This is a genomic window from Paraburkholderia xenovorans, assembly GCF_046030735.1.
GTDB classification, from domain to species: domain Bacteria; phylum Pseudomonadota; class Gammaproteobacteria; order Burkholderiales; family Burkholderiaceae; genus Paraburkholderia; species Paraburkholderia xenovorans_A.
On record NZ_JAQQBV010000043.1, the window covers coordinates 37,464 to 49,888 of the forward strand.

The 12,425-nt window shown below is 61.6% G+C and carries 13 protein-coding genes; 3 read left to right on the forward strand and 10 right to left on the reverse strand.

Annotated features, from left to right (window positions below):
- Positions 1-9 precede the first annotated feature (9 nt).
- From PQQ51_RS30020 to PQQ51_RS30030, 3 genes are all read right to left on the reverse strand, one after another.
- Complete coding sequence (locus PQQ51_RS30020; protein ID WP_408500829.1) at positions 10-261, reverse strand: hypothetical protein; 252 nt, start codon at positions 259-261, stop codon at positions 10-12.
- 798 nt (positions 262-1,059) lie between these two features.
- Positions 1,060-1,746, reverse strand: a complete 687-nt coding sequence (locus PQQ51_RS30025; protein WP_408500830.1) for a DUF2242 domain-containing protein — start codon at positions 1,744-1,746, stop codon at positions 1,060-1,062.
- Between the two features lie 155 nt (positions 1,747-1,901).
- Complete coding sequence (locus PQQ51_RS30030; protein WP_408500831.1) at positions 1,902-2,546, reverse strand: lytic transglycosylase domain-containing protein; 645 nt, start codon at positions 2,544-2,546, stop codon at positions 1,902-1,904.
- A gap of 530 nt (positions 2,547-3,076) precedes the next feature.
- Between PQQ51_RS30030 and PQQ51_RS30035 the strand changes: the two genes are divergently transcribed.
- On the forward strand, positions 3,077-3,337 hold the full coding sequence (locus PQQ51_RS30035) for a DUF6723 family protein (RefSeq protein WP_408500832.1): 261 nt from the start codon (positions 3,077-3,079) through the stop codon (positions 3,335-3,337).
- A gap of 144 nt (positions 3,338-3,481) precedes the next feature.
- Here the strand turns inward: PQQ51_RS30035 and relB are convergent, their stop codons facing one another.
- The 7 genes from relB to PQQ51_RS30070 all read right to left on the reverse strand — a co-directional run bounded on the left by relB (position 3,482) and on the right by PQQ51_RS30070 (position 10,917).
- Positions 3,482-3,769, reverse strand: a complete 288-nt coding sequence (gene relB / locus PQQ51_RS30040; RefSeq protein ID WP_408500833.1) for a type II toxin-antitoxin system RelB family anti-toxin — start codon at positions 3,767-3,769, stop codon at positions 3,482-3,484.
- Entirely contained in the window at positions 3,759-5,048 is a 1,290-nt protein-coding gene (locus PQQ51_RS30045; RefSeq protein ID WP_408500834.1) for a type II toxin-antitoxin system HipA family toxin, read from the reverse strand. The genes relB and PQQ51_RS30045 overlap by 11 nt, the downstream gene beginning before the upstream one ends.
- Before the next feature lie 186 nt (positions 5,049-5,234).
- Complete coding sequence (glmS, locus tag PQQ51_RS30050; protein WP_408500835.1) at positions 5,235-7,052, reverse strand: glutamine--fructose-6-phosphate transaminase (isomerizing); 1,818 nt, start codon at positions 7,050-7,052, stop codon at positions 5,235-5,237.
- A 66-nt stretch (positions 7,053-7,118) separates the two neighbouring features.
- Positions 7,119-8,480: a bifunctional UDP-N-acetylglucosamine diphosphorylase/glucosamine-1-phosphate N-acetyltransferase GlmU gene (gene glmU / locus PQQ51_RS30055; protein WP_408500836.1), complete on the reverse strand. Its 1,362-nt coding sequence runs from the start codon at positions 8,478-8,480 to the stop codon at positions 7,119-7,121.
- A 132-nt stretch (positions 8,481-8,612) separates the two neighbouring features.
- The gene (gene ttcA / locus PQQ51_RS30060) at positions 8,613-9,608 is read right to left on the reverse strand and encodes a tRNA 2-thiocytidine(32) synthetase TtcA (RefSeq protein WP_408500837.1); all 996 of its coding nucleotides are present in this window, start codon (positions 9,606-9,608) and stop codon (positions 8,613-8,615) included.
- Positions 9,609-9,611: 3 nt separating this feature from the next.
- Positions 9,612-10,007, reverse strand: coding sequence for a dihydroneopterin aldolase (locus tag PQQ51_RS30065; RefSeq protein ID WP_408500838.1), 396 nt, complete (start codon positions 10,005-10,007; stop codon positions 9,612-9,614).
- A gap of 91 nt (positions 10,008-10,098) precedes the next feature.
- Entirely contained in the window at positions 10,099-10,917 is an 819-nt protein-coding gene (locus tag PQQ51_RS30070) for an SDR family oxidoreductase (RefSeq protein ID WP_408500839.1), read from the reverse strand.
- 13 nt (positions 10,918-10,930) lie between these two features.
- On the opposite strand from PQQ51_RS30070, the gene PQQ51_RS30075 reads away from it, so the two are divergent.
- Positions 10,931-12,121 (forward strand): class I SAM-dependent methyltransferase, encoded by a 1,191-nt coding sequence (locus PQQ51_RS30075; protein ID WP_408500840.1) that lies wholly within the window; start codon positions 10,931-10,933, stop codon positions 12,119-12,121.
- 10 nt (positions 12,122-12,131) lie between these two features.
- On the forward strand, positions 12,132-12,326 hold the full coding sequence (locus PQQ51_RS30080) for a DUF2905 domain-containing protein (RefSeq protein WP_408500841.1): 195 nt from the start codon (positions 12,132-12,134) through the stop codon (positions 12,324-12,326).
- Positions 12,327-12,425: the final 99 nt, after the last annotated feature.

The window sequence follows — 12,425 nt, forward strand, 5'->3', positions numbered from 1 at the left end:
AGCACTACGCTAGGCCGCGCGCGGCTGCCCGGTCCACTTCGGCGTGTCGGCGGTGGGTGGAAACACGCACCAGCAGCCGTCGTCGTGACGGAAGAAGAAGAGACTGAGCGCGCCCGCTTCGACGCAGGTTTCCACTCGCACATAACGCCGCCCGCCCACGCGCGTACGGCTGAATTCCGTGACGTGAACGGTCGACGATGGCCCCGGCGCAAGCCATTTATCAACCAGAAAACGCAACGACTGTTCGCTTGCGGCTCTCATGAACCGCTCCTGGTAGGCTTGTCGTGGGGAGAACTGCGGGTGGCGTCGACGCTTTCGTCATTCGTGTCGCTGTCGGCGGCGTCATCGGCGGTTTGCGCGTCATGCGCGGAAGACGCAATCAAGATCGCCCGATTGGTGGCCGCCGCGCGCAACGTACTGCAATGCGTCGCATGCCGGATATCGGAGAGAAGACGGACTAACTGTCGTGCTGATCTGCGTTTCATACACACCCCCGCACTGCAACAAAGACTTCAGAAAACACTTTAACTCTATGCCTCTATGGGCATTAACGAGATAGTTTTGACTAAATAGCAACAGTTGCGCTTGCAAAATAAGACACGCAATCTTTGTACCGCGCGAACTCAATGTGCGCGTTCGGCCGTGGCATCGTCTGTACGCTTGCGAGCGGTTTAGCACGATGATTGAACGTGAAAGTCGATGTGTAAATCGTGCCACCGACGGACAAGTTATCCACATTGACCTATGGACAACGTCGGGATGAATCGCCGGACAGCCTGTGCGCCGATTCTTGATAACGCGGCGCTACCAGTCGGCGCGAACAAAGTTATCCCGCATTGGTAGTTTTTCTACAGGACTGTTCAGAAGGGTTATAGATTTCGCATGCCGTTGATGCAGCGGGGAAAACGCGACTTATCCACAGAACGGGTAAACCCTTGTTAACTACTACTACATATATATACATATGAAGTAAACGACATAGGATAAGTACCGCTGCGTGATGAGATCAAAGGCTGATCAGCGTTCGATCAGCTTTGGTATTTCATTTTTGCCGGCCAATTACGGCTGCACCGTCGGCGAACTCGCCGGTTGCACCGCCGCGGCTTGACCGATTGGGTCCGGCGTTGCTGGCACCGGCATCGGCGCGGTGGTTTCCACCGGCATCGGCAACAGACGCGTTTCCACTCGGCTATTCGCCACCGGCTGCGTGCGCACTACCGTCTGCAGATAGTGGTCGATCAGGCCGAAAAAGCGGTCGTAGAACTTGCCGGACGGAATCGTCTCGCTCGAGATCTTCACCATCGCGTCGCTGTTCGAGCGGATCGGCAACGACAGCGATCCGAGCACGCTCAACCCGACACTCGCCGAGGTATCGCTTTTCTTCAGCGCAAAACCGTTCTGGACGGCATTCACGTAGACGATGCTGGTATCGGCGGCCTCTTCACCCGCGGTACACACCACGTGAAACTCAACGACCACATGCGTATCGCCGCTCGGCTGGAAATTCTTCGTGCCGTCGACGGTGTCGGTACGTGTCATCGTGGTCAGATAGCCCTGGCTCAGCAGAGCGCGACGCGCGGCCTCGCAGGTATCGGTGGTGCTCGAGTTGAAATTGCGTGCGTAGGGGCTCGCGCCCGTTTCGAACAACTCCTGCTGGAATTTAGGCTGCGGCGTGCTGCTGCACGCGGCGAGCGTCAGCAGGCCGAAAAGCGACCCAGCGGTGGCTTTGGAAAACGTGGTGAACATGGTCGAATCGCAAGGTGAGCTGCTTGACGAGCTGCATGAGCTCGAATGGGAATGCATTGTAGAGCGGTTGGCGGGCGTGCGTAAAAACCGCGCAGGTGGTCAGCGCTGCAGGATGCGATGGCCGGCCCGGCGCGCCGTCGGGAAAAGGCGAACGCTTAGTGCGATGCGGCCGAAGCGCCGTTCGATGAACCCGACGCGCTGGCGGCATCGGGTGCGGGGATCGTGAACGCGTCGGCCCAGTTGTCCGCTGCCGTGCAGCGGTCCGCCTGACGGCCATCGCATGCAGTGGCTTGAGCGCCGCCGGAACGCTGCGCGGCGTCTTGCGCCGTGGCAACGTCTGCGAAGTCTTCTACACGCAAGCTCACCTTGCGCGCGTAAGCCTGCGATCCGCCATAACTCTTCAGTGCGGCATTCAGGTCGCCGTTAGCCGAGCGCATGTAGCCGTACAGGATCGCCGAGCCTACTTCGATGTTGGCAGTCGGCTCTGTGAGGTCCTTGACGTTCCTCAGCAAGCCGCGATGCGCACCCGGCACCACCTGCATCAGCCCCGTCGCGCCGTTGGCACCCTTGGCCTTTTCCTTGAACCGCGATTCGATCGAGATGATCGCGAGCAGCAACGCCGGCGGAAGCGAATATTTCGACGCCGCAGATTGAACCGCGTCGGAAATCTTTTGAGCTTTTTCCTTTGCCAGGCCGAATTTCTGCGTCAGGTACGCGGACATGCGGTCGGTGTTTTCGTCAGCCGTCGCGGTCTGCATCAGGCCGAGCGAAAGCACGATCAGGCAAAGTAACCGGCTCATAACGGTGCGCGGATAAGGGAGGGAATTTGCGCATTATAGCTCCGGCCCTTTATGGGGCTCAGAATGGGGAGGTTTCGTCTGATAAAACGTGGGGTGAGGGGGCTGGCGTGGTTGGCGCAGAAGCGCTTGGGCTTCATTGTGAGGTCGCTGTTCGGAAGGAGTGAAGCAGCGGCGTTGCCTATATTTCACGCGCTAGTGCCGCCGCCTCGGCCTGGAGACTGCTTTTTTTTGCTTCGGAAAACATATTCCGTTAGTTGCGTTATTGCGCTTAATTTGACGTGCACCCGTTGTACCCGCGAGGTGCGAGGTCCTCGCCGCTCGCTGCAAAAATACCGCCGCATTTCAGTCACAGGTCTGCCGCGTTGGCGGGCGTATAAAGGTGATCAGGTGAATCCAGTGCTATCGGGCCGCTCGAATTCGTATGGATTTGAGACAATGACGGCCGCTGGTGAATCTCTTCCCGCGACAACCGTGCGCGGCCCTGGCGCTCCAGCCAGCGCCGCCTCATCGAACAAGCGACGTTTTCAGGTATGAGCAAGACCGTATTTATTCCCAGCGTCCCCGCGACATCGGAAGAAGACTTTGAAGTGTCAGCAACGTCGAAGCTGGCCGGCTACCGCCGCTTCTTCGGCGTGCTGAAAGTGGTGCGAAGCACGGACGGCCGCGTGCTGTTTCCGTTCGACGGCGCGCCGGAACTCGGTCCGTACCCGACCAAGCTCGAGGCGGTCGCGGCCGCGCAGGTCTACGGCGAGCACATCGTGGCGAGCGACCTTGCGCGTCCGGAGTTGTAGGCGTGCGGACGTAGCGGTCGTCGGCTCGTGTGCCGGTTTGTGATTCGTCCATCGACGACGCGATCACTCGAGGAGCGACGGATGACTGTTCTCTTGCAGGAGCGAGGCGTCACCGTTTAGCTAACCCAACCAACCCAACCAGCCTCAAGAATCACTCCGTCTGATCGGAACGAATCCGACCTGCAAGCCGAAAAGCTTCGCAACACTATTGAGCGACTCGACGGTCGGATTTCCGGTTCCGCGTTCGATGTCCTGGATAACCCGGCGGCTGACGCCCCGGTGCGCGGCGAACTCTGCCTGGGTCAGGCCGGTCATCTCGCGCATCGCTTTCAGCGCCTCAGGGATGGTCATATCGCCCTGACCGATTCTTTCGTAGAACGCGCGGCGCAGCGCATTCTGCTCTTCACGGGTAGGTCGGGTTCTACGAGGCATGTCGAGCCTGTGGCGATGAAAGGGCTTTCAGTTGACGAACCTGCATGTCGATGGACTGCGCCAGGAACTCGATGACATCGTGATCGACGCCCTGCCTCTCCATGATGTCGGGCAAACGTTCGACCTGTATGGCAAACCGGCTCAATTCGTCGACGAGCATCCGGCGCTCGTGCTCAGGTACAGGCAGCGCTGCCAGCACGTCGGCCCAGTCCGTCAGCTCGACTCGCGTATCCGGCCGATACCATCGCAGTGCGCGTGGAATCAATTCGGGATCGAGGTACATCGGCGCGAAGTCGAACAGCGGCGTGAGCTGGATTCTGCCTTCGACCCGTTGCACGGCCGTATTCCGCGCGTGATTGTCCGTGTTACGCATCGCCAGATTGAGCACGTCCCGCTTGATGAATTCGAGCGTTTCAGCGGCCGGGTCGCTGACAACCTTGCGGATGCCGGCAACGACCTCGAAGAGGCTTGGACGCACGTCAAAGCCAGACAGCTTCAGAATGGATGCCACGCTTTCCTGATGGAGGCGCACGACTTTGCCGTCGCGTACGATCCGGTCGAAGCGCGGAATCAGCAGGACGTCGCCGTGAAGGGTCGGCAAATCCGGATGCGTGCGGATATCGAGCGTGGCGGCCACTCGCATGTACGCGGCTTCATTGCGCAGGACCTTTTCGTCGGCCGCGCTATTGCCGCGTGGCAATTTCGCGATCAGATGCTGTGTGGCGTCGGCGTCGGGCAACACTGCGTCTCCGTGCAGCAGGCCTGCGCGGTCCCGGGTTAGCAGGTATTTCGGCGCTGCTCCCTGCACCCCTGTCGTGCCGGTGCCCAGCATCCCGTGCAGGAACATTCTTTCTTTGAACTCCATGCTGCGCACGACGACTTCGTCGATCGTCAGGCCGGGCAGACCACGCGCTGCTGGGTGGCGCGCCACGTGCTCGTCAAAGTAATCCACGGCCTCGGCGACCCGCATTCGGCCAATCGGATTAAAAGCGCCGGCGCGGATCAACGGAAAGTCTGCGTCAGGGCCGTCCGGGAGTTTTAGTTCGCCCAATAGAAAGCGGCGACCTGCGCCTTGGGGCACGAGGTCGTAGAGAAACGCCGGCATTGTCCGGGCCGGACGAATTTCCATATCCACCGGCTCGGCCAGTGATACCGGCGAGTCGGGGCGTTCGACGGCGTACTCCACCAGGTAATTCCACTGGCAAAGGCCGCTGTTGAGTTCGATCTGCGCGCAGTCGACCCACCGGTCGTCGAGGAATATCTGCAGGGTGCAATCCATGAGGCAACTCCTTTGTGCCTCATAAATGTAGCATGGTATGGCTTTAAGAGGTTTATTTGCCTCTTATAAGAGGCTTTTTATAAGAGGCGCCTGACAGGGAGGCATCTGAGTAAAAGCTTTATCCACCAATAAAAACGGCCACCTCCCGGTGACCGTCGTTTTCACACAAATACGGTGTCCGCCCCCTCACTCCACCGTCACCGATTTCGCCAGATTCCGCGGCTTATCCACATCCGTCCCCCGCGCACAAGCCGTGTGATATGCAAGCATCTGCAACGGCACCACATGCAGAATCGGCGACAGCAAACCGTAGTGTTCCGGCATCCGGATCACATGCAAGCCTTCGTCGTTGACGATCTTCGTATCCGCATCCGCGAACACATAAAGCTGGCCGCCGCGTGCGCGCACTTCCTGAATATTCGACTTCAGCTTTTCCAGCAGCGCATCGTTCGGCGCCACCGTCACCACCGGCATCGCTTCCGTCACCAGTGCGAGCGGCCCGTGCTTCAACTCCCCGGCCGGATATGCTTCCGCGTGGATATAGGAAATCTCCTTCAGCTTCAGCGCGCCCTCAAGAGCGATCGGATAGTGCAGCCCACGCCCGAGGAACAACGCATTCTCCTTGCGCGAAAACTCTTCCGACCACGCGATGATCTGCGGCTCCAACGCCAGCACGCTGTTCAACGCGGCCGGCAAGTGGCGCAACTGCTTCAGATAATCCGCTTCCTGCTGCGCGCTCACGTACCCGCGCAGTTTGCCGAGCGTCACAGCCAGCACGAACAGCGCGACCAGTTGCGTGGTGAACGCCTTGGTCGACGCGACGCCGATCTCGCGGCCCGCATGCGTCAGGAACGACAGTTCCGTCTGACGCACCATCGCGCTCGTGCCGACGTTGCACACCGCCAGCGTGTGTTTGTGCCCGAGCGACTGCGCGTGTTTCAACGCCGCCAGCGTGTCCGCCGTTTCGCCCGACTGCGAGATCACCACCACCAGCGACTTCGGATTCGGTACCGACTCGCGGTAACGATACTCGCTCGCAATCTCGACCTGCGTGGGAATCTTCGCGATCGATTCGAGCCAGTATTTCGCGGTAAGCCCCGAGTAGTAGCTCGTGCCGCAGGCAAGAATCAGCAGACTGTCGATGCCCGCGAACACCTTGTCTGCGCCGTCGCCGAACAGAGAAGCCTCAAACGAATCGGCTTGCGGGATCGTGTCCGTAATCGCGCGCGGCTGCTCGAAGATTTCCTTCTGCATGAAGTGACGATACGGGCCGAGTTCCACCGCGCCGCCGTAAGCCGCTACGTGACGCACTTCGCGCTGCACCACATTGCCTTCACGATCGACGATCCGCACGCTCTCCAGCGACAGTTCGCAGACGTCACCTTCTTCGAGAAAGATGAAGCGCTCGGTGCTGCCAGCCAGCGCCAACGCATCCGACGCGAGGAAGTTCTCACCGTCGCCGAGACCCACGACCAGCGGCGAACCTTGCCGCGCGCCGACCACCGTATGCGGCTGATCCTTGTGCAGCACCGCGATCGCATACGCGCCATGCAACTGCGCGACCGCCTCACGCACCGCCGCGAACAGATCGCCGCGATACAGGCTGTGAATCAGGTGAGCGATAACCTCGGTATCGGTCTGCGAGACGAACGTGTAACCCTTGCCGCGCAGCATTTCCCGCAGGGTCTCGTAGTTTTCGATGATCCCGTTGTGTACCAACGCAAGCGTGTCTTTCGAGAAGATCGGATGCGCGTTGTCGGTGACCGGTGCGCCGTGCGTCGCCCAACGCGTGTGGGCGATACCCGTGATGCCTTCGAGATGGCTCTCGCGCACCTGCTCGTCGAGGTCCGCGACCCGCGCGACGCTGCGCGCGCGGCGCGGCCCGTTGTCGCCGAGTACCGCGACGCCGCATGAATCGTAGCCGCGATATTCGAGGCGCCGGAGTCCTTCGATCAGGACGGGAACAATGTTACGTTGCGCAACCGCGCCGACAATGCCGCACATGGCTTATTCCTTTTCAGTGCTGCTGCTGGATTTCAGGGAGCGCGCCTCGTGCGCGCGTCACGGCCATCAGCTCTTCTTTTTGGTCGGGCGGACATAGCCCGTCTTGCTTGTTTGAGTCTTGTCGTTCAGAACCAGCGAGTCTTCCTCGACGTCTTTCCACACCGTGGTGCCCGCTGCAATCGTCACGCCGCGCTTCACCCGAACCGGAGCGACAAGCTGCGTGTCCGAGCCGACGAACACGTCGTCTTCGATGATCGTGCGGAATTTGTTCGCGCCGTCGTAATTGCAGGTGATCGTACCGGCGCCGATATTCACGCGGGCGCCGATATCCGCGTCGCCGATATAGGTGAGGTGATTCGCTTTCGAGCCGCGCCCGAGCACCGCGTTCTTCACTTCGACGAAGTTGCCGACGTGCGATTCGTCCTGCAACGACGCACCCGGACGCAGCCGCGCATACGGACCGAGCACGACATTCGCGCCGACCTCGGCGCCTTCGATATGCGTGAACGCATCGACACGCGTACCGGCGCCGATGCTCGCATTGCGGATCACGCAGTTCGGCCCGATGCTCACATTGTCGGCCAGCGTCACGCGGCCTTCGAACACGCAGTTCACGTCGATCGATACGTCGCGGCCGCAGTCGAGCGTGCCGCGCACGTCGAGCCGCGCCGGATCGGCCAGCGTCACGCCTGCCACGAGCAACGTCTCGGCGAGGTCGTGCTGATAGATCCGTTCCAGTTCGGCAAGCTGCAGCTTGCTGTTCACGCCGAGCGTTTCCCACTCTTCGTCGGGCTGCGTGGTGACGACTTCGAGACCGGCCTCGATCGCCATTTCCACCGCGTCGGTCAGATAGAACTCGCGTTGCGAGTTGTCGTTCTTCAACGCGGCGAGCCAGCCGCCGAGGCGTTCAGTCGGCGCGACGATGATGCCGGTGTTGATCTCGGCGATCTCGAGTTGTTCGCCCGTGGCGTCTTTCTGTTCGACGATGCGCAACACCTTGCCCTGCGCATTGCGCACGATGCGGCCATAGCCGTTCGGATCCGCGAGCGTGACGGTCAGCACGCCATAGCCGTCGTGCCCCGCTTTATCGGTCAGCGCCCGCAGCGTGCTGGCGCGCGTGAGCGGCACGTCGCCGTACAGCACCAGCGTGGGCGCCGACGGATCGAGCAGCGGCAACGCCTGCTGCACCGCGTGACCGGTGCCGAGCTGCTGCTCCTGCACCGCGAACTGCACGTCCGGCGCCGCCACCGCGTTGCGTACGGCTTCGGCGCCGTAGCCGATCACCACGACGAGACGCGTGGGATTGAGCGTGCGAGCGGTGTCGATGACATGAGCGAGGAGCGGCCGGCCGGCCAGGGGATGGAGCACCTTGGGAAGCGCGGACTTCATGCGCTTGCCGGTGCCTGCCGCCAAAATCACGATGTTCATGGCGTCGGCAATAGACTAGTTTGGAGCCGCCAATTCTATCATGCGGCTCTTGACGAAAAAGGCCGCACGCGCGGCCCTTTTTTGTCGCCGCATTACCCGGAAACCCTTGATTTCCGGGTGTTACACGGCGATTCAGAGATCGTCGAACTGCACGATTGAAATGGCTTTCGATGCACCGGGCCTCGCGCTATCGATGCCGTCGGTCGAGCACGGTTCTTCGTCGAAAGCGATGTCGCCTTGCGGATCGGCCTCGCCGCTCGCGCGCAAACCTGCGAACGGGAACAGCTTGTGGTCCATCAGGTGCGACGGCACCACGTTCGACAACGCATTGAACATATTCTCGATGCGCCCCGGGAAACGCTTCTCCCAATCGCGGACCAGCGCCTTCATTTCCGCGCGCTTCAGGTTCGGCTGGCTGCCGCACAGGTTGCACGGAATGATCGGGAATTCGCGCAACTCCGCGTATTTCTCCAGATCGGTTTCCTTCACGTAGGCGAGCGGACGGATCACGATGTTCTTGCCGTCGTCCGATTGCAGCTTGGGCGGCATGCCCTTCAGCTTGCCGCCGTAGAACATGTTCAGCAGCAGCGTTTGCAGGATGTCGTCGCGATGATGGCCGAGCGCGATCTTGGTCGCGCCGAGTTCGCCCGCCACGCGATACAGGATGCCGCGCCGCAGCCGCGAGCACAGCGAGCAGGTGGTTTTGCCTTCCGGCACCAGCCGCTTGACGATGCTGTATGTGTCCTGATTTTCGATGTGAAACGGAATGTCGAGTTGCTTCAGATACTCGGGCAGCACGTGCTCCGGGAATCCCGGCTGCTTCTGGTCGAGATTCACCGCGACGATCTCGAAGTTGATCGGCGCGCGCTCGCGCAGCCGCATCAGGATCTCGAGCATCGCATAGCTGTCTTTGCCGCCCGACAGGCAGACCATCACCTTGTCGCCGTCCTCGATCATGTTGAAGTCGCCGATCGCCTCGCCGACCTGGCGCGCGAGTCGCTTGAACAGTTTGTTGTTCTCGTAGGCTTCCTTCTGTTCGCGGCGCGTGAGCGGCGCTTTGACCGTGGCGCTCCGCGCGGCTTCGCCGGCCGCGACGTCGTTCAGGATTTCCTGAGCGTTAGCATTCATGGGTCAATCCTCCTTGATGCGGAAGACCTCGACGCCCACCGCGTCGCAGTCGGGATAGACGTCCGGCTTCTCGGTCGAGATGCACACTGCGCGCACTTGCGGATGGTCGAGCAGCGCCTTGACGAGGTCGTCGCAGAGCGTTTCCTGCAGGTGGATGTGACCTTGCGCGACGCGGCGCGCGATGGTCGAGCGCATGAAATCGTAATCGACGACTTCGCTCAGCTTGTCCGCCGTGGGCGTGGACAGCGCGAGCGGTACGAACAGTTCGACGTTGATCACGACGCGCTGTTCGCCGCGCTTTTCGAAGTCGTGCACGCCGATGTTGATGTGCACTTCGTAATTGCGCAGAAAGAGCCGGCGGCAATCGGCGAGCCGGGGATGCGAAAGGGCGGCAAACATGTTCGTTCCAGTCGAAAAAAGCGTGCGGGGCACGCAAGTGGGCGCTTCATGGCGCGGCGGCCGCCGGTTCAGCCGGCCGGCCGCGCGCGCTTCACGCGCCCGTCAAAAACATTACGTCGCGCGGCAGCGGCACCAGGTGCTGCCCGCCGTCGACCACCAGCGTCGTTCCGGTGACGCCCGCTGCATCGGCGAGATACAACGCGGCGGCGACAATATCCTCCGGCCGCGACGCGCGACCCAAAGGCGTAGCTCGATGAGCTTCGGCAAAACCTGCCGGCGTTTGATCGCCGGATTGCATCGTCAGACCGGGCGCGAGCCCGACCACGCGCACTTTCGGCGCCAACGCCTGCGCAAGCGCAACCGTGGCTGTCTGCAACGCCGCCTTCGACAGCGTGTAGGACAGGTAATCCGGATTCATGTTGTACAGCTTCTGATCCAGCACGTTGATCACGACGCCGCGCTCGTTTTCGTCGACGCGCGCCGTTTCCGGCGTCGCTTCGAAGAGCATACGCGCCAACACCAGCGGCGCGCCGAGATTCATCGCGGTGAGCTTCAGCAGCAGTTCGTAGCCGACGTTTTGCGCGGTGTCTTCTTCGAAGCGCGACGCGTTGTTGACGATGCACGTCGGCCGGCCGAGCGCCGCGGTGCAGTCCGGCAAGAGCCGCGCGACCTGAGCCTCGTCGCCCAATTCCGCCTGCAACGCGACCGCCCGGCGGCCGAGCGCGGCGATTTCCGCGACCACCGCGTCCGCTTGCGCCCGCGACGCGCCGTAATGGACCGCGACGTCCCAGCCGCGCGCGGCAAAACCGAGCGCGAGCGCCCGGCCGATGCGGCGGCCCGCGCCGGTAATCAGCACGATACGCGGCGTGGCGGGCGCGCGGGCGGCGGCGGTGTCGAAAGAGTCGGTCATTTACAATGCGGGGATGAATCCGAAAGCTCACCAACCCGACAGTTTACCTGCTCCCGGCCCGAGCGCGCTTGCGCAGTCCGAAGCGCTGGTTGCGCAGATCCGCGCGGAGCTCGACGCGGCCGGCGGCTGGCTGCCGTTCGAGCGCTACATGGAGCGCGCGTTGTACGCGCCGGGACTCGGCTATTACAGCGGCGGTGCCCGCAAATTCGGTCTGCGCGGCGACGACGGCAGCGACTTCGTGACGGCGCCGGAAATGTCGCCGCTGTTCGCCGCCACGTTGGCGCGCCCGCTGGCCGAAGCGTTACAGGCGAGCGGCACGCGTGAGCTGATGGAATTCGGTGCGGGCACCGGCAAACTGGCCGCCGGTTTGCTGAACGCGCTCGAGGCGCTGGGTGTCGAGTTCGACGCTTACTCGATCGTCGATCTGTCGGGCGAATTGCGCGAGCGTCAGCGTGAGACGATCGAAGCCGCCGCGCCCACGCTCGCCGCGAAAGTGCGCTGGCTGGACGCGTTGCCGCAGCGGTTCGAAGGCGTGCTGATCGGCAACGAGGTGCTGGACGCGATGCCGGTGCGCCTGTTTGCTTCGAGCGGCGGCGTCTGGCGCGAACGCGGCGTGATCTGGCGGGACGGTGCGTTTTGCTTCGATGACCGGCCGGTTGCTACGCCGGTGGATCTGGAATTGCTGTCGGAGGTCGACACGTCGGGCGAAGACTACGTGACGGAGACGCACGATGCCGCCCGCGCTTTTACGCGCACCATTTGCACGATGCTCGCGCGTGGCGCCGCGTTTTTTATCGACTATGGTTTTCCGCGGCACGAGTACTACCATGCACAGCGTGCGCAGGGTACGTTGATGTGCCATTACCGGCACCGCGCGCATGGCGATCCGTTTGTTTATCCGGGCTTGCAGGACATAACTGCGCACGTGGAATTTACCGGCATCGCCGAGGCGGGGGTGGAGACCGGCGCGGATTTGTTGGGGTTCACTTCGCAAGCGCGGTTTTTGTTGAATGCGGGGATTACCGAGTCGTTATCGGAGATCGATGCTTCGGACACCAGGCGGTTTTTGCCTGCGGCGAATGCGGTGCAGAAGCTGTTGTCCGAGGCGGAGATGGGGGAGTTGTTCAAGGTGATCGCGTTTTCGCGCGGGCTCGACGATACGGTGCGGGCGTTTTCTTCCGGCGACCGGTCGCATACATTGTGAGGGGTTTGCGATGATTCGCTGGCTGTTGACTACGTTTGTCGCGGTCGCGGTGTTGTCGGCCTGCTGGCCGTGGCTCAGGAAGATTGGGATTGGGCGGATGCCTGGGGATGTGACGTTGCGGCTCTTTGGGAAGGAGTATCCTTTTCCGTTTATGTCTACGCTTGTTTTGTCGATGGTTTTGTCGTTAGTTGCACGGGTTTTGTAGTGGGGTTTTTTTGCCTGCGGCGGTTGGGGTTTTTTCATTTCTTTTCGGTCTATTTGCGTTGCCCCTGTGCGGGGCGGCACTTACTTTCTTTGCCGCGGC